This window comes from Winogradskyella sp. 3972H.M.0a.05, assembly GCF_040493455.1.
Lineage (GTDB): Bacteria > Bacteroidota > Bacteroidia > Flavobacteriales > Flavobacteriaceae > Microcosmobacter.
The window spans coordinates 693,319-715,392 of the sequence record NZ_JANFDA010000002.1 but is presented as its reverse complement, the minus strand read 5'-3'; the positions used below and the strand labels follow the sequence as shown (position 1 = coordinate 715,392).

Below are 22,074 nucleotides of genomic sequence, written 5' to 3'. Positions count from 1 at the left end.
CTTAAACATTAATATATTTGAAGCCGAGCATTTTGCTCGGCTTTTTTTGTAATGCATATTTACAAGATGAGACTAATAATGCATTGCTTTTTTTATTTTAGCAAAGCTTTAAAAGTATTGTCAAAGTCAATAGTTACATTTGCTAACCACAAACACTATTCATGAAAAACCTTTTTTATCTCTTTGTTTTTTTATGGTCATCTTTTTCATTGAGTGCACAAATCTTTGAACCCGTAGATTGGAGCACTTCAGTAGAAAAGATTTCGGATAATGAATACGATTTAATTTCTACAGCCACGATAGACTCTGGGTGGCATTTATATTCTCAAAATGTACCTGAAGGAGGTCCAGTAGCCACAACATTTAGCTATGAAACTAATTCGGATTTTGAGTCAATCGGTAAGACTACCGAATCGGAAGGTGAGGAGGTTGACGATCCTGTATTTCAGATGCGCATTAAGTATTTCTCTAACAAGGCTGAGTTTAGGCAACGCATCAAAGTATTGAATAGCGAGCTGTCTCTTGTAAAAGGTGAGGTAGAGTTTATGGTATGTGATGATGAAAAATGCTTACCTCCTGATGTAACGGTATTAGAATTTGCTTTAAATACTGAAGAGAGTACTGATACCAATTCAATTTTTGGAAATGACGACAATCAGGGCTTTTTACAGCCAGTAACCTGGGATAATACGCTGACAAAGATATCGGAAGATGAATATGAAATTCAATTTACTGCAACTATAGATAGAGGATGGCACTTGTATTCTCAAGAAGAAGTAGAAGGCCCAATTCCAACGGAGTTTATTTTCGCAAACAGTTCTGGTAATTATGAGCTTATTGGTAAAACTTCTGAGCCTGAAGTCGATTATGTATTCGATAAAATCTTTGAAGTTGATGTAAAGTACTTTAGTGATAAAGCAACATTTACACAAAAAATAAAAACATTAAATAAGGATTTTGAATCCGTAGATGTAGAGGTAAGTTATGCGGTTTGCAATGACGAAAAGTGTATTATGGATGATCAAACATTCAAGCTTAGTCTAGATGGGAAAAGCATTGCAACTACAAATACTAATGTCAATGAAGAGAGTCTAAGAAAATCGGATGCTCTGGACTTAAACATTGGCGGAAGAGATAAATACGAGCAAGCTGATATAAAGAAAAAGAGTAACTTAACGATTTTCTTTCTTGGCTTTTTAGGAGGATTTATTGCATTATTAACACCATGTGTGTTCCCAATGATTCCTTTAACGGTTTCATTCTTTACTAAAAGTGCAGGAGATAACAAGAAAGGAATATTCAATTCCGTATTGTACGGGTTTTTCATTTTCTTGATCTACTTCCTATTGAGTTTGCCATTTCATTTATTGGACTCAGCAGATCCGGAAATTTTAAATAATATATCCACGAATGTAACATTGAATATAATTTTCTTTGTCATATTCATCGCTTTCGCATTTTCATTCTTTGGTTATTATGAACTAACGTTACCTGCTTCGTGGAGTAATGCATTAGATAGTAAAGCTAATAGTATAGGAGGGATTATAGGTATTTTCTTTATGGCAATTACTTTGGCTATTGTGTCTTTCTCTTGTACTGGTCCTATTTTAGGAACGTTGTTAGGGAGCTCACTAGGTACAGATAGTGGCGCGACACAATTATCCTTAGGAATGAGTGGTTTTGGATTAGCCTTAGCACTTCCATTTAGTTTATTTGCAATGTTCCCTAAGTGGCTGAATTCGCTTCCTAAATCTGGAGGCTGGTTAAATACAGTAAAAGTTGTATTAGGATTCCTTGAGTTAGCTTTAGCACTTAAGTTTTTATCCAATGCAGATTTGGTTGAACACTGGGGATTACTAAAACGTGAAATATTTATAGGACTCTGGATTATTATTGGTATTGGTCTTATACTATACCTATTTGGAAAGATCAAATTTCCACATGATGGACCGCTTCAAAAGTTAGGTAAAGGAAGAATTACGACAGCCATTCTTTTCATCGCTTTTGTAATTTATCTATTGCCAGGAGTTACAAATACTAAGTATGCTAATTTGAAATTGCTTAGTGGATTTCCACCACCAATGTTTTATAGTATTTATGAAAAACAATCGGAGTGTCCTTTGGATCTCAATTGCTATAAAGATTTAGACGAAGGTATAGCCGCAGCAAAAGCAGCTAACAAACCTATTATGTTAGATTTTACAGGTTGGGCTTGTGTTAATTGCCGAAAGATGGAAGAGCAGGTTTGGAGTAAATCTAAGATTTATAACATGCTACTGGATAATTATATCATCATCTCTTTATATGTTGACGATAGAAAAGAATTACCAGAGGAAGAGCAATTTGATTACATAAAACCTAACGGAAATAAAAAGCGAATTAAGACTATCGGAGATAAGTGGGCTACGTTACAAACGATAAACTTCCAGAATAATTCGCAACCATTTTATGTCTTGGTGAATAGTGATATGGAAATGCTAAATCATACTACTGCCTATACACCAAATGCTGATGAGTATTTTGATTGGTTGAAAAAAGGATTGGAGAACTTCAATAAATAATTAACATAGGTTTTAGGTTTGGCTTGGTTGTTGTGGCTTTTTAGAGAAATTAACCAATTCTCTTGCAACGATGAAAATCATACTACCTCTGCTATCTGTATTCTTTTTGGCCTGCAATAATGAGCCTGTAATTGTCCAAGATCCAGCCTCTGAAGATCTGATTTCAATAACTCAAGCTTTCAATATAGATGATCAAGGCGACGCTATTACGACATTTATTATTAATAATTCTCTTAATAGTGAAATCATTTATTCTAACGATTCGTATTCTGTCAATAGCTTTAGTAATGGCTTGATGGTTTCAGAGGAGATCTACGATAATAACAATGAGTTGTTAGCCAATACAAGTTATGTTTATGATGCGAGTGGAAGACTTACTACATTGTTTAATTATACACTAGATAATGGTTTGGAATTTCTTTCCTATCAATTAGAGGCTGAATATGCAGGCAACCAGATTTTGGTAAGCAAAACTGGTTATGATCTTATGGGGGAAATCACATATCAAGATGTAGATATATTTACACTTGATAATGAAAATCGTATTATGAAGTCTCAGGATTCTAATAGTGCAAATATTTGGGAAGCGACTTACGAGAATGGAAATCTAGCGACATTCCAAATCTCAGGATATGGAGATAATTATGATGGTACAGCAACTTTTACATATTCGGATGAATTGGCTTCTGAACCATATCAAAAAGAAAAATATAGATTTGGTAGTGAGTGGAGAAACAACATTATGCTAATCGCAGGCGGAAATTATCCTTTTAAGCAACTAGCTGAACTTGGAAACAATTACCTTACAGGATACAGCTTTATTTTGGCATCAAATAATAGTGAATCTGTCTCTATAGAAGTCTTATACGAATTTGATGAACGAGGTAGGCTATCAAAGCAAACTAAAAATAAAGTGTTCTTCGAGTCGGAACACAATCGCACACTCACATATCAATATGAGTAAATAAAAAACGCTTCAACATTAATTGAAGCGTTTTTTATTGTTTTAGTATAAACCATCACTACTAACCACTTTAGATAAGAGCGAATAGTCTGTCAGCAGCGAGTCGCTGCTACATCATTCCAGGCATACCACCACCCATTGGAGGCATTGCAGCCGGAGCTTCTTCTTTAATATCTACTAAAGCACACTCAGTTGTTAAGATCATACCAGCTACAGAAGCTGCATTCTCTAAGGCAATACGAGTAACTTTCTTAGGATCAATAATTCCTTCCTTAAGCATGTCTACGTAAGCTTCTTTCTTAGCATCATACCCAAAGTCTTTTTTGCCTTCTAAAACTTTATTGATAACTACAGAACCTTCTCCACCAGCATTTTCTACAATGGTTCTAAGAGGAGATTCAATGGCTTTGTTTACAATCTGTACACCAGTAGTTTCGTCTAGATTTTCTGTTTCTAGCTTTTCAAGAACTTTCTTAGCTCTTACTAAAGCTACACCACCACCAGCAACAATACCTTCTTCAACAGCAGCTCTTGTTGCATGTAAAGCGTCATCGACACGATCTTTCTTTTCTTTCATTTCTACTTCAGAAGCAGCACCAACATATAATACAGCAACACCTCCAGCTAATTTAGCCAAACGCTCTTGTAATTTCTCTCTGTCGTAGTCTGACGTCGTAGTTTCAATCTGAGCTTTTATTTGATTTACTCTAGCTTTTATATCTGAAGACTTCCCGTTACCGTTTACGATTGTAGTATTGTCTTTGTCGATCATTATAGACTCAGCAGTACCCAACATAGAAAGATCTGCATTTTCCAAAGAGAAACCTCTCTCTTCAGAGATTACAGTTCCACCAGTAAGGATTGCAATATCTTCAAGCATAGCTTTACGTCTGTCTCCAAATCCAGGTGCTTTTACAGCTGCAATTTTTAATCCACCACGTAATTTATTTACCACTAAAGTTGCTAAGGCTTGTCCTTCAACATCTTCAGCAATAATTAATAATGGACGTCCAGATTGTGCTACTGGCTCAAGGATAGGAAGGATTTCCTGTAAGTTAGAAATCTTCTTGTCAAATAATAAAATATATGGATTTTCAAGATCAGCAATCATCTTGTCTGCATCAGTAACGAAGTAAGGCGATAAATAACCTCTGTCGAACTGCATACCTTCTACAACATCTACATAAGTATCTGTTCCTTTAGCTTCTTCAACAGTAATTACACCTTCTTTACCAACCTTATCAAAAGCTGTAGCGATTAGCTCTCCGATTGTATCATCATTGTTAGCCGAAATTGAAGCAACTTGCTTAATTTTTTCTGAAGAGTTACCAACTTTTTTAGATTGTTTATCTAAATCTGAAACGATAGCATCAACTGCTTTGTCGATACCACGTTTAAGGTCCATTGGGTTAGCTCCTGCAGCTACATTTTTTAGTCCTTCTTTTACAATAGCTTGTGCTAATACAGTTGCAGTAGTTGTTCCGTCACCTGCAAGATCATTGGTTTTTGAAGCTACTTCTTTAACCATTTGTGCTCCCATATTTTCAAGCTCATTTTCAAGCTCTACTTCTTTAGCTACAGAAACTCCATCCTTAGTCACTTGAGGTGCACCAAATGATTTGCTAATAATTACATTTCGACCTTTAGGGCCAAGTGTTACTTTTACTGCATTTGCTAATGCATCCACACCACGTTTTAGTCCGTCGCGTGCTTCAATATCAAATTTTATATCTTTTGCCATGTTTACTTTTTTGTCATTCCTGCGAAGACAGGAATTTATTTTAATTGATTTTTATGGATTCCGCATCGCGCTTCGACTTCGCTCAGCGTCCGTGCGGAATGACAGGTCTATATTATACAATTGCAAGAATGTCACTCTCGCGCATGATAAGGTAATCTTTACCGTCTAATTTTAATTCGGTTCCAGCGTATTTTCCATAAAGAACCACATCGTGTTCTTTTACTGTCATTGGTTCATCTTTTGTACCAGTGCCAACAGCAACAACGGTTCCTTTTTGAGGTTTTTCTTTGGCATTATCTGGGATGATAATTCCAGAAGCAGTCTTAGTTTCAGCCTCCATAGGTTCTATAAGAACTCTGTCTGCTAAAGGTCTAATGTTTACACTCATTTTTATAATTTTTTAGTTAATTGAATTTTGTTTTAACGCTTTAGCGTTATTCGAAAATTGTGCCAACCGAATCGGACTGACAAAGTTTCAGAAATAAAAAAGGTCAACTCTTTAAAGTTGACCTTATTAATGTCTTGCTTAGTACTATTATTTTGTTGAATCGTTTGCTGTAGTTGCAGCATCTTCAGTTGTATTAGTATTTGCCGGAGCAGGCGCTGAAGTTGTAGTATCGTCTTGGTTAAGTGCCTTAGATTCTGTAGTTCCACCAGCACCATCAATCGCTACATTAGATAACAAAATCAGAACAAGTAATAGTGTAGCTAAAGCCCAAGTACTTTTGTCCAAAAAGTCTCCAGTTTGTTTTACACCACCGATTTGTTGAGATCCACCGCCTCCAAAAGTAGAAGATAATCCACCACCTTTTGGGTTTTGTACCATTATCACAACCACCAACAAAAACGCAACAATAACGATAAGGATTAAGAATATTGTAAACTGTGTCATTTCTATATATTATTTTTTTCTTGTAATTCTTTTATTGCTTTAATTTGGTCTGCAAAGAAACCACTTTTTTCTGGATATTTCAAACTTAATATTTTGTAGGATTGTAAGGCCTTTTCGTAGTTCTTTTGCTCTAAGTAAATCCTTGCCAAAGTTTCAGTCATAAGGCCATCGTTGTCAGAATCTGGCTGGTTTGAAACAAGTGGTTTGGATGTTGTTTCTTTTGAAGGCTTTATCTTAGGATTTGCGCTCAAGAACTTATCTATAGTATCCAATTTGGTTTCGATAGGAGCCGATTTTTTTGGTTCTTCTTCTCGAACAATAGGTTTAAAGCTTGTAATCTTTAACCACTCTGTAAAGGAGTGTGTTTCTGACTTATTAAACTCAAGTGGCTGCCCAATTTTAAGGGCTTCTTCAGCAGATTGAGTAATATTATCTATATCAATATTGATAATCGGATCTACACGTTCTTCAATAGGAATTACAGTTGGTTTCTTTTCAAATAAATCCGGATCCAAAACACCTTCAGTATCTTTTATTTGTTGCTTTAAAGCATGATCAATAGCTACGCTTTTTTCTACGGAAATATCATCAAGCTCATTGACTACAATATCTTTTAGGTATTCTGAATTTTGCTTTATCTGTTGAGAGATTTCATTCTGGTTGAATGCTTCAGAAGTGATATAATCGAATAAAATACTTCGGTCTGAAGTGTAGGCCGCTGTAGTTTTTAACTCTTGATTGTACTTGAAACTTTCAATATTCTTTAAGCCTTTGAGTAATAATGCTCTGGCTGGCTGAAAATATGGATAATCCGACACAACCTTGGAGATATCATCTACTTGAGTTTTAGTGATATTCTGTGGGTTTTGAAGTATGTATGTAAAATCCTCTATCTGCATTACCAATTGGCTAATGATCTATTAAATATATCTTGGGTAAGACGTTCAAAAATCTCTGCGAAGGCTGTATCTCTTTCACTACCTACGAGTTGAGCACTGCCCTCAAAATCATAGAAGAAAGAAAACCGTTGCTCAAAATCTTTCTCTTCATCTTTTGTATTAAAGAACCTTACGTTGACAGAAATGGTTAACCTATTTTGCGCTGCTGTGTTATTTGCAGTGGCTGTTGTTGGAGAGATGCGATACTCAGTTATTTCGCCTTCATAAATCAAATCTCCACCAGAATTAACCAAGCTTAGGTTAGTCTGATTTTGTATTAAGTCTTGAAGCGCTAATGTAAAATCCCTGTCTAAACCTGGTTCTATTAGAGCTGCATTATTCTGAAAGTAATTGACTTGAAAAGTATCAGCGTTAAGGTCACCAATTCCAGTAAACGAATAAGGTCCACATCCAGTAAGGATAAAGCTAAAAACGATTGCTAAGAAATAAAAAAGTCGTTTCATTAATAAGTATTTGGACGTTTCATAGTAATAAACGCATAAATATAACCTCTGTTATCTGCGATATCAAAATCAACATTAATTAAACGATATCCTTGATAATGTTTTTCGTTCACAAAATCTTCTGCTTCTTGACGTATCTTCTCAGAGCTGTTTCTCCCAAAGGACTTTCTGATCATAAAAATTTCTACTGCTTTTGGCATAGTACTAGAGGTCGTATTGTTTAATTTTTCTGTAAAGTGTTCGTTCGCTAATTCCTAGCTCTGCAGCAGCCAATTTACGCTTTCCATTATGGCGCTCCAAAGATTTTTTGATGAGTTCTAGCTCTTTATCTTGAAGAGAAAGCGTTTCTTCTTCTTCAATTTCTTCAGCAAAATGATATTTATCTTCAGTGATTTCCGCGTCTTCAACTGGGACAGGAACAACATGAGGTTGAGAAGATTCTTGGGGTATTGTTAATACTTCCATATCTTGAGATGTGTCATCATCATCTCCATAAATCTTTTGTATAAGTCCTTCATTTTCTTTCTGAACATCACCTGCATTACCATTCTTCATGAGTTCCATAGTCAACTTCTTAAGGTCATTGAGATCACTTTTCATATCGAATAAGACCTTGTAAAGAATCTCACGTTCAGAACTAAAATCACTTTCAGACTTAGTTGTATTCACCACAGCAGGTAAGTTACTTCCAGTGTGTGGTAAATAGCTTTGGAAGGTAGAGCCATTGATAGTCCTGTTTTGTTCTAATACTGAAATTTGTTCAGCGACATTTCTAAGCTGACGAATATTACCATTCCAACGATGCTTTAATAAAACTGAAACTGCATCATCTGTAAGCTTGATAGTTGGCATTTTGTATTTTAATGCAAAATCACTTGCAAACTTCCTGAATAATAAATGAATATCTTCTTTTCTGTCTCTGAGAGGAGGGAGATTGATTTCGACAGTGCTTAAGCGATAGTATAAGTCTTCACGAAACTTTTCTTTCTTGATCGCTTCAAACATGTTGACATTAGTAGCAGCTACAATCCTTACATCAGTTTTTTGAACCTTACTCGAACCTACTTTAATGAATTCTCCATTTTCTAAAACACGTAATAAACGTACTTGAGTCGTTAATGGTAATTCTCCAACTTCATCTAAGAAAATTGTTCCACCATCAGCGACTTCGAAATACCCAGAACGGGTTTGAGTAGCTCCTGTAAATGCACCTTTTTCGTGACCAAACAGTTCACTGTCGATAGTTCCTTCTGGAATGGCACCACAGTTTACTGCAATATATTTCCCATGTTTTCTGTGAGATAGTTGATGTATGATTTTAGGAATACTTTCTTTACCAACACCACTCTCTCCAGTCACCAACACAGAAATATCTGTTGGTGCTACTTGGATCGCTTTTTCTATAGCTCTATTGAGCTTGGCATCATTACCTATGATACCGAAACGTTGTTTTATGGCTTGTACTGATTCCATAGTATTTCCTGCAAAGACAGGAATCTTATATTTTAATTGTTATCACTATAACCCACAGCCTCACCAATTAAAGTGGCACTAGTGCAATCGGTTATTTTTACATTGACAAAATCACCTATTTTATAGTTTCCCTTTGGGAAAACAACCATAGTGTTTTGACTATTTCGTCCTGCCCAGTGAGCGTCAGATTTTTTAGAGGCCTTTTCAATCAATACCTCTTCAACTTTGCCAAGATGCTCTTGTGTTCTATAAAGACTATGCCTTTGTTGAAGCTGTATAATTTCATTTAGGCGTCGCTTCTTTACATCTTCAGGAATATCATCTTCCATTTTTCTAGCAGCCATGGTTCCTGGGCGTTCAGAATACGCAAACATAAATCCGAAATCATACTTTACATACTCCATCAAGGACAAAGTATCCTTGTGATCTTCTTCAGTTTCGGTAGGGAAACCAGCAATCATATCTTGAGAGATAGCACAATCTGGAATTAATCGTTTGATATTATCAATCAATTCAAAATATTCCTCTCTAGTATGCTGACGATTCATTTCCTTTAGAATACGGTTACTACCACTCTGAACTGGCAAATGAATATAATTACAGATATTATCATATTTGGCCATTGACTCAATGACATCCAACGTCATATCCTGAGGATTGGATGTAGAGAATCGGAAACGCATTTTTGGTTGAGCTTTAGCACATAGCTCTAATAGTTGCGCAAAATTGGTTGCTGTAGCTTTTTGTAAATCTGAAGCCTTAACGAAATCTTTTTTAAGGCCACCACCATACCATAGGTAACTGTCAACATTCTGACCAAGAAGCGTCACTTCTTTAAAGCCTTTGTTCCAAAGATCATTAACTTCTTCTATAATACTTTGAGGATCTCTACTACGCTCGCGACCTCTTGTAAATGGTACTACACAAAATGTACACATATTATCACAACCACGAGTAATTGATACAAAAGCAGTCACTCCGTTACTATTCAAACGCACAGGAGCGATATCGCCATAAGTTTCTTCTTTTGAAAGAATAACATTTACAGCATTTCTACCTTCATCAACTTCAGCAATTAGATTTGGAAGATCTTTATAGGCATCTGGTCCGACTACGAGGTCAACCATTTTCTCTTCTTCAAGAAACTTGCTTTTTAAGCGCTCTGCCATACAGCCCAAAACACCAATTTTCATATTTGGGTTGATCTTTTTTACGGCATTGTATTTTTCTAAGCGCTTGCGAACAGTTTGCTCTGCTTTATCTCTGATAGAACAAGTGTTTACCAAAACCAAATCAGCATCCTCGAGGTTTTGGGTAGTATTAAAGCCTTCTTTAGAAAGAATTGAAGCTACAATCTCACTATCACTAAAATTCATTTGGCAACCATAACTTTCGATAAAAAGTTTGCGTTCGTTACCTTCTTTTGCTTCAAGAACAAGGCTTTCTCCTTGTTTATTTTCGTCTATTATTTTTTCCATTGTATTCTAGAACCTTATCGGTGTCAATAAGCATGCAAAGATACAATTAATTTGCATTTTATGACAAAGTGGCAGAATATGCTTTAATGCAAATTTTATAGTTACATTTGAATCAACTAACCAAAAATTTTAACATGTCCGTACAAGATATTCAGCAAAAGATTCAAAATGCTAAAGCTTTAGATTTCGGTAATATTTTCAATGATTCAATAGAATTGTTCAAGAAAGTTTGGGTGCAAGGTTTGGTCGTTAGATTATTAATGATTGTTCTTTCAATACCATTATATTTTGTGGCTTATATTCCTATGATTTTTTTTGGTATTTTGAGTGGTTCATTAGCTTCGAGTAGTTTAGAAGAATTAGGTTTTTTAGCGTTGATTGTAATGTCTTTGATTATGCTCTTTCTTTCTCTGATATTAATGGTTATGCAGTTTGCTCTTTATGCTGCTTTTTATAGAATCTGTATGCACAAGGATCTGAATATTATGGAGCGAGAGGATTATTTTTATTTTTTTAAAAAGCGATATTTCAGTAAGATGTTTAAATTATGTATTGCTGTTTTTGGAATTTCAATATTAGCTAGCTTATTATGTGTCATTCCTTTAATATATGCTATGATTCCATTAGCATTTATTAATGTAATCTTTGCTTTTAATCCAGAAAAAAGTATATCAGATATAATTAGAATTGCATTTGATTTAGGAAATAAAAAATGGTTAATTACTTTTGGTTTGGTAATGGTCACACTTGTTTTAGCTATAATTTTCGGATTTCTTATGTGTTTAATAGGTACTATAGTTACATATTCTTTTGTAATGTTACCCCTTTATTTTGTTTATAAAGAAGTCGTAGGGTTTTCTGATGATAATGATCAAGACAAAATTGAATTCAGATATATAGAAGAATAATCAGAGTTTTAACGCAACCATTCTACGAGTAATGCATCTAAATAGTAAACAACCTTACTATCATGAAATCAATCAAAAAACTCTCGCTATGCATTATAGCCTCATTATTATTGTTGAATACGACTTGTGACGATGATGACATTATATTCTTTGATGATTGCGATCTCATCACATTAATAGATAATGATGTTTACACAAATGGTGAAACAGCATTCTTTTCTATTGAAGATGCTAGTATTTCTGAAAATTGCTTACGACTTTCAATTTCGTCATCTGGTTGCGATGGAAGCAGTTGGGAATTTACCTTGGTTGATTCTGGAGATATTGCCGAATCAGATCCAGTACAGCGATTTTTAAGGTTGAAGCTTGTTAATCCTGAAGCCTGCTTAGCAGTATTTACTAGGGACATTAGCTTTGATATTTCTAATCTGCAAGTAGAAAATGAGATGGAGGTGTTATTGAATGTTGAAGGTTGGAATGAGAATCTATTATATGAATACTAAGCTGAAAAATTTTAGCTATATAAGTCCCATTTTTTATGGGACTTTTTTTATTGGTAACCTTATCCAAATTTAGTTTTTAAAAAAATCGTTTACATTTGTACCCTTAAAAATTGAATTATGGCGAAGAATTTAGTGATTGTGGAGTCACCTGCGAAGGCAAAAACCATCGAAAAATTTCTTGGAAAAGATTTTAAAGTCGAGTCGAGTTTTGGTCATATTGCAGACTTGCCTTCCAAGGAGCTAGGTGTTGATGTTGAGGGAGATTTTAAGCCAAAATATCAAGTCTCTAAAGACAAAAAAGCTGTTGTAAAAAAGCTTAAAGATTTAGCTAAGAATGCCGAAATTGTATGGTTAGCAAGTGATGAGGACCGAGAGGGAGAAGCAATTGCATGGCATTTGGCAGAGACTTTAAAATTAGATAAGTCCAAGATAAAGCGTATCGTTTTTCATGAGATTACAAAGTCTGCAATTAAGAAAGCGATCGAAAATCCAAGAGGTATAGATTACAATTTAGTTGATGCTCAACAAGCAAGACGAGTGCTAGACAGAATTGTAGGATACGAACTTTCTCCTGTATTATGGAGAAAGGTAAAAGGAGGATTGTCTGCTGGTCGTGTTCAATCGGTATCTGTTCGATTAATTGTTGAGAGAGAAAGAGAGATTGAAAATTTCAAACCAGTAGCATCTTATAGAATTGATGCACAATTTGTAAATGAAAAAGGACAGACGTTCAAAGCAAAACTTCCTAAAACTTTTGCTTCCAAAGAAGAAGCCTATACGTTTTTAGAGTCTAATGCGAATGCGTCGTTTAAGGTCTCAGACTTAGAAAAGAAACCTGCAAAGAAGCAACCTTCTGCACCATTTACAACATCAACATTACAACAAGAGGCATCTCGTAAGCTATATTTTTCAGTAAGTAAAACCATGACCATGGCACAACGTTTATACGAAGCTGGTCTTATTACTTATATGAGAACGGATAGTGTGAATTTATCCGATGAAGCACGACAAGGAGCTCAGGCTGCAATTGAGCAAGCTTATGGTTCTCAATATAGCAATCCAAGAAATTATAAAGGAAAATCTAAAGGCGCTCAAGAAGCTCACGAAGCTATTCGTCCTACCGATTTTTCTAGACAGACAGTAAATGTAGATCGCGATCAAGCAAGGTTATATGAGCTTATCTGGAAACGTGCTATTGCCTCTCAAATGAGTGAAGCAAAATTAGAACGTACCAATGTAAAGATTAAAGCATCAACGCATAACGAATTGTTCTCTGCTAATGGAGAGGTTATTACTTTCGATGGGTTCTTAAAAGTGTATCTTGAAGGTACAGATGAAGAAAACATAGAGCAAGAAGGGATGTTGCCAGCGATGCAAGTCAATGAAGCATTGTCTAATAACTACATCACTGCGACAGAACGTTACTCTCGTCCACCATATAGGTTTACAGAAGCATCTTTGGTTAAGAAGCTAGAAGAATTAGGTATTGGACGTCCGTCTACATATGCGCCAACAATTTCTACAATTCAGAATAGAAACTATGTTGAGAAAGGATCTGTAGAAGGTGTAGAGCGTAAGTATTCACAATTAACACTTTCACAGGGCAATGTTGCAGACAAAACCTTGTCTGAAAAAGTTGGTTCAGATAAAGGGAAATTAGTGCCTACAGATATAGGAATGATTGTAACTGATTTCTTGGTCAATCATTTTGAAACGATACTTGATTATAATTTTACTGCCAAGGTAGAAGAAGATTTTGATGATATAGCCGATGGTAAGGAAGATTGGACCTCTATGATGAAAGATTTCTATAAGGACTTTCATCCACAAGTAGAAGATGTTCAGGAAAATGCCCAACGCGAATCAGGAGAAAGAATACTTGGTGTAGATCCTAAGACAGGTCGACAGGTAAGTGTACGATTAGGACGTTTTGGACCAATGGTACAGATCGGAACTGCTGACGAAGAAGAAAAACCTCTATTTGCAAGTTTGTCACCAGACCAGCAATTAAATACCATTACCTATGAAGAGGCAATGGATTTGTTTCAGTTGCCAAAAGAGTTAGGTGAATACGAAGGCGAAATGCTTCAGGTTAACAATGGTCGTTTTGGACCTTATGTGAAGTTTGGTAAAAAATTCATTTCACTTCCAACAGGAGTTGATGCACTAAGTGTTGATATGGATTTGGCAATAGAGCTTATCAAAGAAAAGCAAAAAGCAGATGCACCTATATATAAGTATCAAGAATTAGATGTTACCAAAGGAAAGGGACGTTTTGGACCTTTCATTAAATGGAACAACATGTTTATCAATGTCAACAAAAAATATGATTGGGATAATCTATCTGAATCTGATATTATTGAATTGATAGAAGATAAAATTCAAAAAGAAAAAGACAAGCTTGTTCACAGTTGGGAAGAAGAAGGTATTAGAGTAGAAAAGGCTAGATGGGGAAGGCATAATGTAATAAAGGGTAAGCAAAAAGTAGAACTTGCCAAAACAGTAGATGTATCCAAGATGACTCTAGAAGAAGCCAAAGATCTTCTAGAAAAAAATGCACCAAAGAAAAGAACTACACGCAAAAAAACTAAAGCAAAAAAATAACAATAAATGAGTTTTAACTTTCTTTCTCCTGTTTCAGATTCAGTACTTGCCCACAACGAGTTGCTGCATCAACAGGCGCTGGGAAGACAATTAAAAATTCATTCTGCCCAAGAGGGAATTCCAGACTTAGATGACGTTAATATTGCTATTATAGGTGTAAGAGAGCACCGTAACGATGTCAACTATATAGGGAGCGATATTCATTTTGATGCTATCAGAAAAGCTTTTTACGCATTATTTCCTGGGAACTGGTTTACACTAATAGCCGACTTGGGAGATATCTTACCAGGAGCATCTGTAGAAGACACCTACTTTGCTTTAAAAGAAGCTGTAACAGCATTATTGGAAAAGCAAATCATTCCTGTAATTATTGGAGGAAGCCAAGACCTTACATATTCTTGTTACAGAGCCTATGATAATGTAATGCCAATGGTCAATGTCGTTAATGTAGACACCAATTTTGATCTCGGCGATTCAGCTCAGCCTATAAAGAACAATAGTTATTTAGGTAAGATTATACTAGAACAACCCTTTAACCTATTCAACTATTCGACGATAGGATACCAAACCTTTTTTAATCCACAAGAAGAGATCGATTTAATGGATCGTCTTTATTTTGAAGCTTACAGGTTAGGAGAGGTGTCGAAAGATATTACTATAGTAGAACCTGTGCTCAGAGACGCTAATATTGTAAGTGTTGATTTAAAATCGATACGAGCAGCTGAACTGGGTTCAAGACAAAAGTTTTCTCCAAATGGATTGAATGGTAAAGAGATTTGCGCTATTTCGAGATACGCAGGTATAAGTAATAAAGTGAGTTGTTTTGGAATTTATGAGTATAAAGTATCTCAAGAAGATGAAGTAACAGACATGCTTATTGCACAAATGCTTTGGTATTTTGTTGAAGGTGTTAACTGTAGAGTACAGGACGATGAATTCAAGAACGAAAATCAATATCAGAAGTTCAATGTTATTGTTGAAGATGATGATTTGATTTTTTATAAGAGTATAAAAACTGGACGTTGGTGGATAGAAATTCCTTTTTTGCCAAATGTTAATAATAAATTAAAAAAGCACACGTTATTACCTTGCATGCATGCTGATTATATCGATGCGACAAATGGCACTATCCCGGATCGATGGTATAAAGCGTACAAAAAGAATAGTTTTTAGTGCATTTCGACGAAATTTTAACACTTAATTTTATCGATTAAATGCATTTTTTTTGGGATTAAGTGCGAAAAAAAAGCTAAAAAAGTTGTTTTTTTGAAAATATATGGATATGTTTACGACCTTAAAATTTAAGATAACTAATTTAACCTCGAGTTTCATGAACATTAAGAAGATAATTTTATTGTCTGCTGTTGTAGCAATGGTGGCTAGTTGTAACTCTGGCGACCGTGGTCAACTAGTAGGAGTAAAAGGAAAAAAATGGCATCCAGAGAAGCCCTACGGGATGACACTTGTTCCAGGTGGCGCCTTCATTATGGGTAAATCTGATGATGATTTAGCTGGTGTACAAGATGCACCAACTAAGACAGCTACTGTTAGAGCATTCTACATGGATGAAACAGAGATTACCAATAGCGAATATCGTCAGTTCGTATTTTGGGTAAGAGATTCTATACTTCGTCTTAAGTTAGCAGAATTGGCTGACTTAGAAGGAAAAACTCCAGGAAATGGAGATATTGGTGATTTTGCATACAAAGATGCAGAAGAAGGTGACGAGCTAACACCATACGAAAGTTACATGATCAACACTTACGGAAACGATCAAAGAAAAATCAATAACGACGTAGAGTTAATTTTTGAGACTGACGAGTATCCAGATGAGTTATATGCAGAAGTTATGGACGGCATGTACTTACCACTTGAAGAGTCTTACAATGGACAAAGAACTTGGGATGTTAAGCAATTCAAGTTCCAGTATACGTACATGGACATTGAGAAGGCTGCTAAAGACAGAAGCCTTAAACGTTCTGAGGTTATTGAGAAAGAAGAAGTAGAAGTATATCCAGATACTACAGCATGGATTAGAGACTTTGCTTATTCTTATAATGAGCCAATGCATAATGACTATTTCTGGCACGATGCTTACGGAGATTATCCAGTAGTAGGTGTGTCTTGGAAACAAGCTAATGCGTTTTGTCAATGGAGAACATTGTACCACAATGGTTACCAAAAAAGTAAAGGTAGACAACCTGTAAATAAGTACAGACTTCCATCAGAAGCTGAGTGGGAATACGCTGCTAGAGGTGGTCTACAAGGAGGTACTTACCCATGGGGTGGACCTTACGCACACAATGATAGAGGTTGTTTTATGGCAAACTTTAAACCTCTAAGAGGAGATTACGCAGCCGATCAGGCATTATATACTGTAGAGGCTAAATCTTATGAGCCAAACGATTTCAACTTATACAATATGGCTGGAAACGTTTCTGAATGGGTACATGGTTCTTATGACCCTTCTTCATACGAATATTCTTCAACGATCAATCCAAATGTAAATGATCCAGATAATCAACGTAAAGTTGTTAGAGGTGGATCTTGGAAAGATGTTGCTTATTTCTTACAAGTAAGTTCTAGAGACTATGAATATGCAGATTCTGCAAGAAGTTACATTGGTTTCAGAACAGTACAAGATTACATGGGAACAGAAGTAACACTTAATGCGATTGGTCAATAATTAAAATCGGATTTAACTAAAACCAAATCATAACCGACTTTTTTTCATTCAATTATTAACTTAAAACTAAAAAAACAAAAAAATTATGGCACAGAAAGGTAACATAACTTTAACGAACATGGTCTACGGACTTGGAGCGGCAATCGTAATCGTTGGTGCATTATTCAAAATTCAGCACTGGCCTTATGGTTCACTTATCCTTACTATTGGTATGGTCGTTGAAGCATTGGTATTCACGTATTCAGCTTTCGAAAGACAATCAGCAGATTTAGATTGGTCTTTAGTGTACCCTGAATTAGCAGGTGGACAATCAAAAGGAAAGAAGAAAGAAGAGCCTAAAGATCCTGAAGGTATGCTATCTAAAAAATTAGATAACTTACTTAAAGAAGCTAAAATAGACGGAGAATTAATGGCAAGCCTTGGTGAAAGCATCAAGAACTTTGAAGGTGCTGCTAAAGGAATTTCTCCTACTGTAGATTCTATCTCTGCTCAAAAGAAGTATGGAGAAGAATTATCATTAGCTGCTGCACAAATGGAATCATTAAACAGCCTTTATAAAGTACAAATGGAAGCTGCTAACAGACAAGCTGCTATTAATGAAGAAGCTGTTGAAAATGCTACTAAACTTAAAGAGCAAATGCAATCTCTTGCCTCTAACTTATCGTCTCTGAACGGAGTTTACGGAGGAATGCTTTCTGCGATGAACAAGAACTAATTGGTTTTACCAAGTTTATTATTAATAATTAATCTTAAAAACTAATTAGACATGGCAGGAGGAAAATTATCTGCAAGGCAGAAAATGATTAACTTAATGTATTTGGTATTCATTGCGATGATCGCGATGACCATGACCAAAGAAGTATTATCTGCTTTTGGTTCTATGGACGAAAAGTTCTCAAATACAAATGAATTAACAGCTGCATCTAACGCCAATTTACTAAGTGGTCTTGCTCAAAAGGCAGAAGAGAGACCACAAGAATTTAGAGTGCCAGCTCAAAAAGCACAAAGAATTCAAGCGATATCTGATGGCTTCTATAATTATATAGAAGGTCTAAAAAGAGATATTGTAAGTGGTGGAAACTACGAAGTAGATGCTGATACTGGGAAATTACCTTTTGAAGAAATGGATAAAGGAGATTACCTAGATGAAAAATGGTTTACAGATGACCGTTTGACTAAAGATGGTCAAGCAGTAATGGATGCCATCAACAAATACAAAGATGACGTAAAAGGAGTATTAGGAGACGATGTGTCTTATGGAGATGCAATTCTAAACTTCGATAAGCGTTTTGATCTTAGCGATGTAAAGCCAGAAGAAGGTGCTAAGCTTAGTTACTTGGATTACAATTTTAAAGGTTTCCCTGCAATTGCATCTTACGCAAAGCTTACAGCGATGCAAAACGATGTTAAGACTACAGAAGCTAACCTTTACAATTTATTCTTAGGAAACTCTTTAGAGAAAGAATTTACGCTTAGAAGTTATACATCTATAGTAATTCCAGACAAAAATGCATTCTTTGCAGGAGAAGAGTTCCAAGGTAAAGTTGTATTAGGAAAATATGCTAACGTTACACCAGATAAACTTGTAGTTAATGGTAATGAAATCAATTTATCCGAAGACGGTGCAATAGATTCATTAGGTAATGCAAGAGTTAAATTTAAAACTGGAAACGTTGGAGAGCACGAAGTAAAAGGTACATTTACTTTTACAGAAAAGGGAGAAGAATTGACAATACCATATACAGCAAATTATGTTGTGGTGCCAAGACCAAATTCTGCGACAATTTCTGCTGATAAAATGAATGTTGTATATCGTGGTGTAGTTAACCCGATGACAATTTCATTTGCCGGTGTTCCAGAAAACAAGGTTGTTGCAAATGCAGCAGGTCTAACAAGAGTAGGTAATGGTAAATACCAAATGCGCCCTGGAACAGGTAGAGAAGTTACAATTAATGTAACTGGTACTCTAGACGATGGTTCTAAGGTTAGCGATAGAAAAACATTCAGAATTAAAGATATTCCTAAGCCAACAGGTACAATCAACGGACAACAAGGTACTGTTAAGTTACCAAGAAACAACGTTGAGATTGGTAGAGTTGGAGCTGTTTTAGATGATTTCGATTTCGATTTAGATATCGCTGTGACATCATTTAAAATCAAAGTTCCTGGACAACCATCTGTAGCTTGTACAGGTACACGTCTAAATAGCCAAGCTAAAGCTGCTTTACGTAAAGCAAGACGTGGAGATGGAATTCAATTCTTTGACATTAAAGCTAAGATTACCAACAACCCTAATTACAGGTTGAAAACGGTATCACCAGTTTTTGTTGAATTGAGTAACTAACATAATTAGTTAAAGAAAATAGCGTTAATAAATTAATACGTTAAAAGAGGCATAGTCCCAAATAAAATTAAGAAGATGAATATTAAAAAATTTGCACTTAGTGTTTTAGCGCTCTTCAGTTTTGCAGTAATATTTGCGCAATCAAATATTCTTAATGCAAAGATACCAGAAGAGATAGGTCTTAAAACAGAAGCTCAGTTGCTTTTAGATAATAGCGAGCCATTAGAATATGGTTACGTTGATGATAGAGATATTCTATACTCTAAAATGACTTGGGAAAAGATTGTCTTAGACGAGCGTGTTAACTTTCCGTTATACTTCCCTATAGACACCAATAACATTGGTAAAGACCGTCGTTCTTTATTTGATGTATTGATGACTAACCTTAAGGATGGAATGATACCTACAGTATATGACGATTCTTACTTTACTACTGAGCGTACATTAAAAGACCTTGAAGCGTCTATGTCTAAAGTAGATACTTTAGATATTGGTTTCGAACAATTTAATGCTGAGGGTAGAGTAGATCCTGAGTATATTACTAAAGTAGATATCAATTCATATCATATAAGCGAGTATTTAATTAAAGGGCTTTGGTATTTTGATAAGCGTCAAGGTGAGTTAAAGTATAGATTACTAGGAATTGCTCCTGCAGCTCCAGACGTAAACTTTATTGACTCTGACGATGAAGCTAACAAACAACCAAACGCATTATTCTGGGTATTCTATCCAGAAGTTAGAGAGATTTTACACGAAGCGAAAGCATTCAACAATAAGAATAGTGCTGTGCCGCTTTCCTTTGATCATCTCCTAAACTCGAGACGCTTTAATGGTTACATGTACAAAGAAGAAAATGTATATGGAGATAGAGAAGTAAGAGAATATATTTCGGATAATGCATTAATGCAATTATTAGAATCTGATCGTATCAAAGAAAAGATCAGAAACTTTGAACAAGACATGTGGGAATACTAGATATTCTTTACATTCAAAATATAAAAGCGCTCGTTTTAACGAGCGCTTTTTTTACTTTTACACCATATGAAAGTTGATTACATTATTGTAGGCTGTGGTTTGGCTAGCATTGCTTTTTGTGAAGAACTTATAAGCAATAAAAAATCTTTTGTTGTTTTTGATGATCAATCACAACAATCCTCTGTTGTGGCTGCTGGACTTTACAATCCTGTAATCCTTAAACGTTTTTCAGAAGTCTGGAAAGCTAAAGAACAACTAAAGACTGCTCTACCATTTTATCATCAACTTGAAGTTAAATTGCAAGCCAAACTAGATCACAAGTTCGCAATTTACAGACGCTTCGCAAGCATTGAAGAACAAAACCTCTGGTTTGAAGCCGCAGATAATCCTAAGCTTGATCCTTACTTATCTACGAAGATTGTCAACAATACAAATGCATCAGTTAATGCACCATATGGCTTTGGTGAAGTGCTTCAAGCAGGAAGAATCGATACCAATACGTTAATAACATCGTATAAGACTTATTTATCGAATGAAGGTAAGTTAATCGCTTCTCGCTTTCAGCATGATAATTTATTGTTTGAAGCTGAAGGAGTCCAGTATGATAATATCGAAGCTAGTGGAATTGTATTTGCTGAAGGTTTTGGTTTAAAAAAGAATCCTTTTTTTAAAGATTTGCCACTCAATGGTACCAAAGGAGAAGTTGTAACAATTAAAGCTTCAAATCTAAAACTAGATAAAGCATTAAAATCAGGAGTTTTTATAATTCCTATTGGAAACGATTTGTATAAAGTTGGTGCAACGTATAATTGGGACGATAAAACTAACTTACCAACAGAAGAAGGTAAAAGCGAATTGATAGAAAAGCTGAAGACATTTATCCTTTGCGATTTTGAAGTAGTTGATCAAAAAGCAGGAATACGCCCAACAGTAAAAGATCGAAGACCATTGGTAGGAAGGCATTACGAACACAAAAACCTTTACGTTCTAAATGGTTTAGGAACAAGAGGCGTTATGATAGCACCATACATAGCTCCACAATTGTACAACTACATAGAGCACAATGCTTCTCTCGAGGCTGAGATAGATATAAAACGGTTTACTTCTTAGCCAGAGACTTATCGTAAGACATAAACAAGTTGATCCAGATGTTTCTAGCCAGTCTCATTATTATTGGCATAAAGACCACCAAAGTACCTATGATGGCAAAGAAGGAAGTTTTAAGAGATGCATTTAAAACCAAATAGCTGATCACAAAAGCCACGGCTGCAAAACCAATACCAACACCATAACTTACATACATGGAGCCATAAAAGAATGAAGGCTCAAGTCTGTACCTGGTATTACAATTAGAGCAATGCTCATTGACTTTTAAAGTATCAGTAATTATATATGGGTTTTTTGTCGAGTACATAGATTCTTCATGACATTTTGGGCAAGTGCCGTAGAGAATGCTGTATAATTTATTGCCTTTTTTTATCATCTTAAAACGATTATTTTTGTGCGATCAATTCACATTGCAAAGATACTCAAATACTAGCTT

The 22,074-nt window shown here is 35.4% G+C and carries 20 protein-coding genes; 11 read left to right on the top strand and 9 right to left on the bottom strand.

The genetic code is table 11. The features are described 5' to 3' along the window. The first annotated feature begins 161 nt into the window (after positions 1 to 161). On the top strand, positions 162 to 2,561 hold the full coding sequence (locus tag NCE97_RS06835) for a protein-disulfide reductase DsbD family protein (protein WP_353778225.1): 2,400 nt from the start codon (positions 162 to 164) through the stop codon (positions 2,559 to 2,561). 70 nt (positions 2,562 to 2,631) lie between these two features. Continuing rightward, positions 2,632 to 3,525 carry a hypothetical protein gene (locus NCE97_RS06830; RefSeq protein WP_353778224.1) on the top strand — a complete coding sequence of 298 codons (894 nt, stop codon included), beginning with the start codon at positions 2,632 to 2,634 and terminating at the stop codon, positions 3,523 to 3,525. A gap of 109 nt (positions 3,526 to 3,634) precedes the next feature. On the opposite strand, the gene groL is transcribed toward NCE97_RS06830, so the two are convergent. The 8 genes from groL to miaB all read right to left on the bottom strand — a co-directional run bounded on the left by groL (position 3,635) and on the right by miaB (position 10,511). Then, the gene (gene groL, locus NCE97_RS06825; RefSeq protein WP_353778223.1) at positions 3,635 to 5,266 is read right to left on the bottom strand and encodes a chaperonin GroEL; all 1,632 of its coding nucleotides are present in this window, start codon (positions 5,264 to 5,266) and stop codon (positions 3,635 to 3,637) included. Positions 5,267 to 5,378: 112 nt separating this feature from the next. Next, complete coding sequence (locus NCE97_RS06820; RefSeq protein ID WP_353778222.1) at positions 5,379 to 5,654, bottom strand: co-chaperone GroES; 276 nt, start codon at positions 5,652 to 5,654, stop codon at positions 5,379 to 5,381. A 147-nt stretch (positions 5,655 to 5,801) separates the two neighbouring features. Next, on the bottom strand, positions 5,802 to 6,158 hold the full coding sequence (gene secG / locus NCE97_RS06815) for a preprotein translocase subunit SecG (protein WP_353778221.1): 357 nt from the start codon (positions 6,156 to 6,158) through the stop codon (positions 5,802 to 5,804). Positions 6,159 to 6,160: 2 nt separating this feature from the next. Beyond that, positions 6,161 to 7,057, bottom strand: a complete 897-nt coding sequence (locus NCE97_RS06810; protein ID WP_353778220.1) for a DUF8458 domain-containing protein — start codon at positions 7,055 to 7,057, stop codon at positions 6,161 to 6,163. Beyond that, on the bottom strand, positions 7,057 to 7,560 hold the full coding sequence (locus NCE97_RS06805; protein WP_353778218.1) for an LptE family protein: 504 nt from the start codon (positions 7,558 to 7,560) through the stop codon (positions 7,057 to 7,059). Before NCE97_RS06805 ends, NCE97_RS06810 begins: the two co-directional genes overlap by 1 nt. Continuing rightward, the gene (locus NCE97_RS06800; RefSeq protein WP_353778217.1) at positions 7,560 to 7,760 is read right to left on the bottom strand and encodes a hypothetical protein; all 201 of its coding nucleotides are present in this window, start codon (positions 7,758 to 7,760) and stop codon (positions 7,560 to 7,562) included. The genes NCE97_RS06805 and NCE97_RS06800 overlap by 1 nt, the downstream gene beginning before the upstream one ends. A gap of 4 nt (positions 7,761 to 7,764) precedes the next feature. Further along, a complete protein-coding gene (locus NCE97_RS06795) occupies positions 7,765 to 9,033 on the bottom strand; it encodes a sigma-54 interaction domain-containing protein (protein WP_353778216.1) in 1,269 nt (422 codons plus the stop codon). Positions 9,034 to 9,065: 32 nt separating this feature from the next. Further along, entirely contained in the window at positions 9,066 to 10,511 is a 1,446-nt protein-coding gene (gene miaB, locus NCE97_RS06790) for a tRNA (N6-isopentenyl adenosine(37)-C2)-methylthiotransferase MiaB (protein WP_353778214.1), read from the bottom strand. A gap of 134 nt (positions 10,512 to 10,645) precedes the next feature. Between miaB and NCE97_RS06785 the strand changes: the two genes are divergently transcribed. The 9 genes from NCE97_RS06785 to NCE97_RS06745 all read left to right on the top strand — a co-directional run bounded on the left by NCE97_RS06785 (position 10,646) and on the right by NCE97_RS06745 (position 21,641). Continuing rightward, the gene (locus tag NCE97_RS06785; RefSeq protein WP_353778213.1) at positions 10,646 to 11,419 is read left to right on the top strand and encodes a hypothetical protein; all 774 of its coding nucleotides are present in this window, start codon (positions 10,646 to 10,648) and stop codon (positions 11,417 to 11,419) included. A gap of 62 nt (positions 11,420 to 11,481) precedes the next feature. Beyond that, on the top strand, positions 11,482 to 11,922 hold the full coding sequence (locus NCE97_RS06780) for a hypothetical protein (protein ID WP_353778212.1): 441 nt from the start codon (positions 11,482 to 11,484) through the stop codon (positions 11,920 to 11,922). Positions 11,923 to 12,039: 117 nt separating this feature from the next. Beyond that, positions 12,040 to 14,526 carry a type I DNA topoisomerase gene (gene topA / locus NCE97_RS06775; RefSeq protein ID WP_353778210.1) on the top strand — a complete coding sequence of 829 codons (2,487 nt, stop codon included), beginning with the start codon at positions 12,040 to 12,042 and terminating at the stop codon, positions 14,524 to 14,526. A 6-nt stretch (positions 14,527 to 14,532) separates the two neighbouring features. Beyond that, a complete protein-coding gene (locus tag NCE97_RS06770; protein WP_353778208.1) occupies positions 14,533 to 15,699 on the top strand; it encodes a formimidoylglutamase in 1,167 nt (388 codons plus the stop codon). Positions 15,700 to 15,862: 163 nt separating this feature from the next. Next, on the top strand, positions 15,863 to 17,212 hold the full coding sequence (porK, locus tag NCE97_RS06765; RefSeq protein ID WP_503065921.1) for a T9SS ring complex lipoprotein PorK/GldK: 1,350 nt from the start codon (positions 15,863 to 15,865) through the stop codon (positions 17,210 to 17,212). Positions 17,213 to 17,297: 85 nt separating this feature from the next. Continuing rightward, complete coding sequence (gene porL / locus NCE97_RS06760) at positions 17,298 to 17,927, top strand: type IX secretion system motor protein PorL/GldL (protein ID WP_353778205.1); 630 nt, start codon at positions 17,298 to 17,300, stop codon at positions 17,925 to 17,927. 51 nt (positions 17,928 to 17,978) lie between these two features. After that, entirely contained in the window at positions 17,979 to 19,556 is a 1,578-nt protein-coding gene (gene porM / locus NCE97_RS06755; protein WP_353778204.1) for a type IX secretion system motor protein PorM/GldM, read from the top strand. A gap of 75 nt (positions 19,557 to 19,631) precedes the next feature. After that, complete coding sequence (gene porN / locus NCE97_RS06750) at positions 19,632 to 20,531, top strand: type IX secretion system ring subunit PorN/GldN (RefSeq protein WP_353778203.1); 900 nt, start codon at positions 19,632 to 19,634, stop codon at positions 20,529 to 20,531. Positions 20,532 to 20,597: 66 nt separating this feature from the next. Continuing rightward, entirely contained in the window at positions 20,598 to 21,641 is a 1,044-nt protein-coding gene (locus NCE97_RS06745) for an NAD(P)/FAD-dependent oxidoreductase (protein ID WP_353778202.1), read from the top strand. Here the strand turns inward: NCE97_RS06745 and NCE97_RS06740 are convergent. Then, positions 21,631 to 22,014: a DUF983 domain-containing protein gene (locus NCE97_RS06740; RefSeq protein ID WP_353778201.1), complete on the bottom strand. Its 384-nt coding sequence runs from the start codon at positions 22,012 to 22,014 to the stop codon at positions 21,631 to 21,633. The genes NCE97_RS06745 and NCE97_RS06740 overlap by 11 nt on opposite strands. Between the last annotated feature and the right edge of the window lie 60 nt (positions 22,015 to 22,074).

Excerpts from the sequence above, each read along its gene's own strand:
- NCE97_RS06800 (WP_353778217.1), bottom strand. The coding sequence starts at position 7,760 with ATGCCAAAAGCAGTAGAAATTTTTATGATCAGAAAGTCCTTTGGGAGA.
- NCE97_RS06740 (WP_353778201.1), bottom strand. The coding sequence starts at position 22,014 with ATGATAAAAAAAGGCAATAAATTATACAGCATTCTCTACGGCACTTGC.
- topA (WP_353778210.1), top strand. The coding sequence starts at position 12,040 with ATGGCGAAGAATTTAGTGATTGTGGAGTCACCTGCGAAGGCAAAAACC.
- secG (WP_353778221.1), bottom strand. The coding sequence starts at position 6,158 with ATGACACAGTTTACAATATTCTTAATCCTTATCGTTATTGTTGCGTTT.
- groL (WP_353778223.1), bottom strand. The coding sequence starts at position 5,266 with ATGGCAAAAGATATAAAATTTGATATTGAAGCACGCGACGGACTAAAA.
- porL (WP_353778205.1), top strand. The coding sequence starts at position 17,298 with ATGGCACAGAAAGGTAACATAACTTTAACGAACATGGTCTACGGACTT.
- NCE97_RS06805 (WP_353778218.1), bottom strand. The coding sequence starts at position 7,560 with ATGAAACGACTTTTTTATTTCTTAGCAATCGTTTTTAGCTTTATCCTT.
- NCE97_RS06785 (WP_353778213.1), top strand. The coding sequence starts at position 10,646 with ATGTCCGTACAAGATATTCAGCAAAAGATTCAAAATGCTAAAGCTTTA.
- NCE97_RS06780 (WP_353778212.1), top strand. The coding sequence starts at position 11,482 with ATGAAATCAATCAAAAAACTCTCGCTATGCATTATAGCCTCATTATTA.
- NCE97_RS06830 (WP_353778224.1), top strand. The coding sequence starts at position 2,632 with ATGAAAATCATACTACCTCTGCTATCTGTATTCTTTTTGGCCTGCAAT.
- NCE97_RS06835 (WP_353778225.1), top strand. The coding sequence starts at position 162 with ATGAAAAACCTTTTTTATCTCTTTGTTTTTTTATGGTCATCTTTTTCA.
- NCE97_RS06745 (WP_353778202.1), top strand. The coding sequence starts at position 20,598 with ATGAAAGTTGATTACATTATTGTAGGCTGTGGTTTGGCTAGCATTGCT.
- porM (WP_353778204.1), top strand. The coding sequence starts at position 17,979 with ATGGCAGGAGGAAAATTATCTGCAAGGCAGAAAATGATTAACTTAATG.
- NCE97_RS06795 (WP_353778216.1), bottom strand. The coding sequence starts at position 9,033 with ATGGAATCAGTACAAGCCATAAAACAACGTTTCGGTATCATAGGTAAT.
- NCE97_RS06820 (WP_353778222.1), bottom strand. The coding sequence starts at position 5,654 with ATGAGTGTAAACATTAGACCTTTAGCAGACAGAGTTCTTATAGAACCT.
- NCE97_RS06810 (WP_353778220.1), bottom strand. The coding sequence starts at position 7,057 with ATGCAGATAGAGGATTTTACATACATACTTCAAAACCCACAGAATATC.
- miaB (WP_353778214.1), bottom strand. The coding sequence starts at position 10,511 with ATGGAAAAAATAATAGACGAAAATAAACAAGGAGAAAGCCTTGTTCTT.
- NCE97_RS06770 (WP_353778208.1), top strand. The coding sequence starts at position 14,533 with ATGAGTTTTAACTTTCTTTCTCCTGTTTCAGATTCAGTACTTGCCCAC.
- porN (WP_353778203.1), top strand. The coding sequence starts at position 19,632 with ATGAATATTAAAAAATTTGCACTTAGTGTTTTAGCGCTCTTCAGTTTT.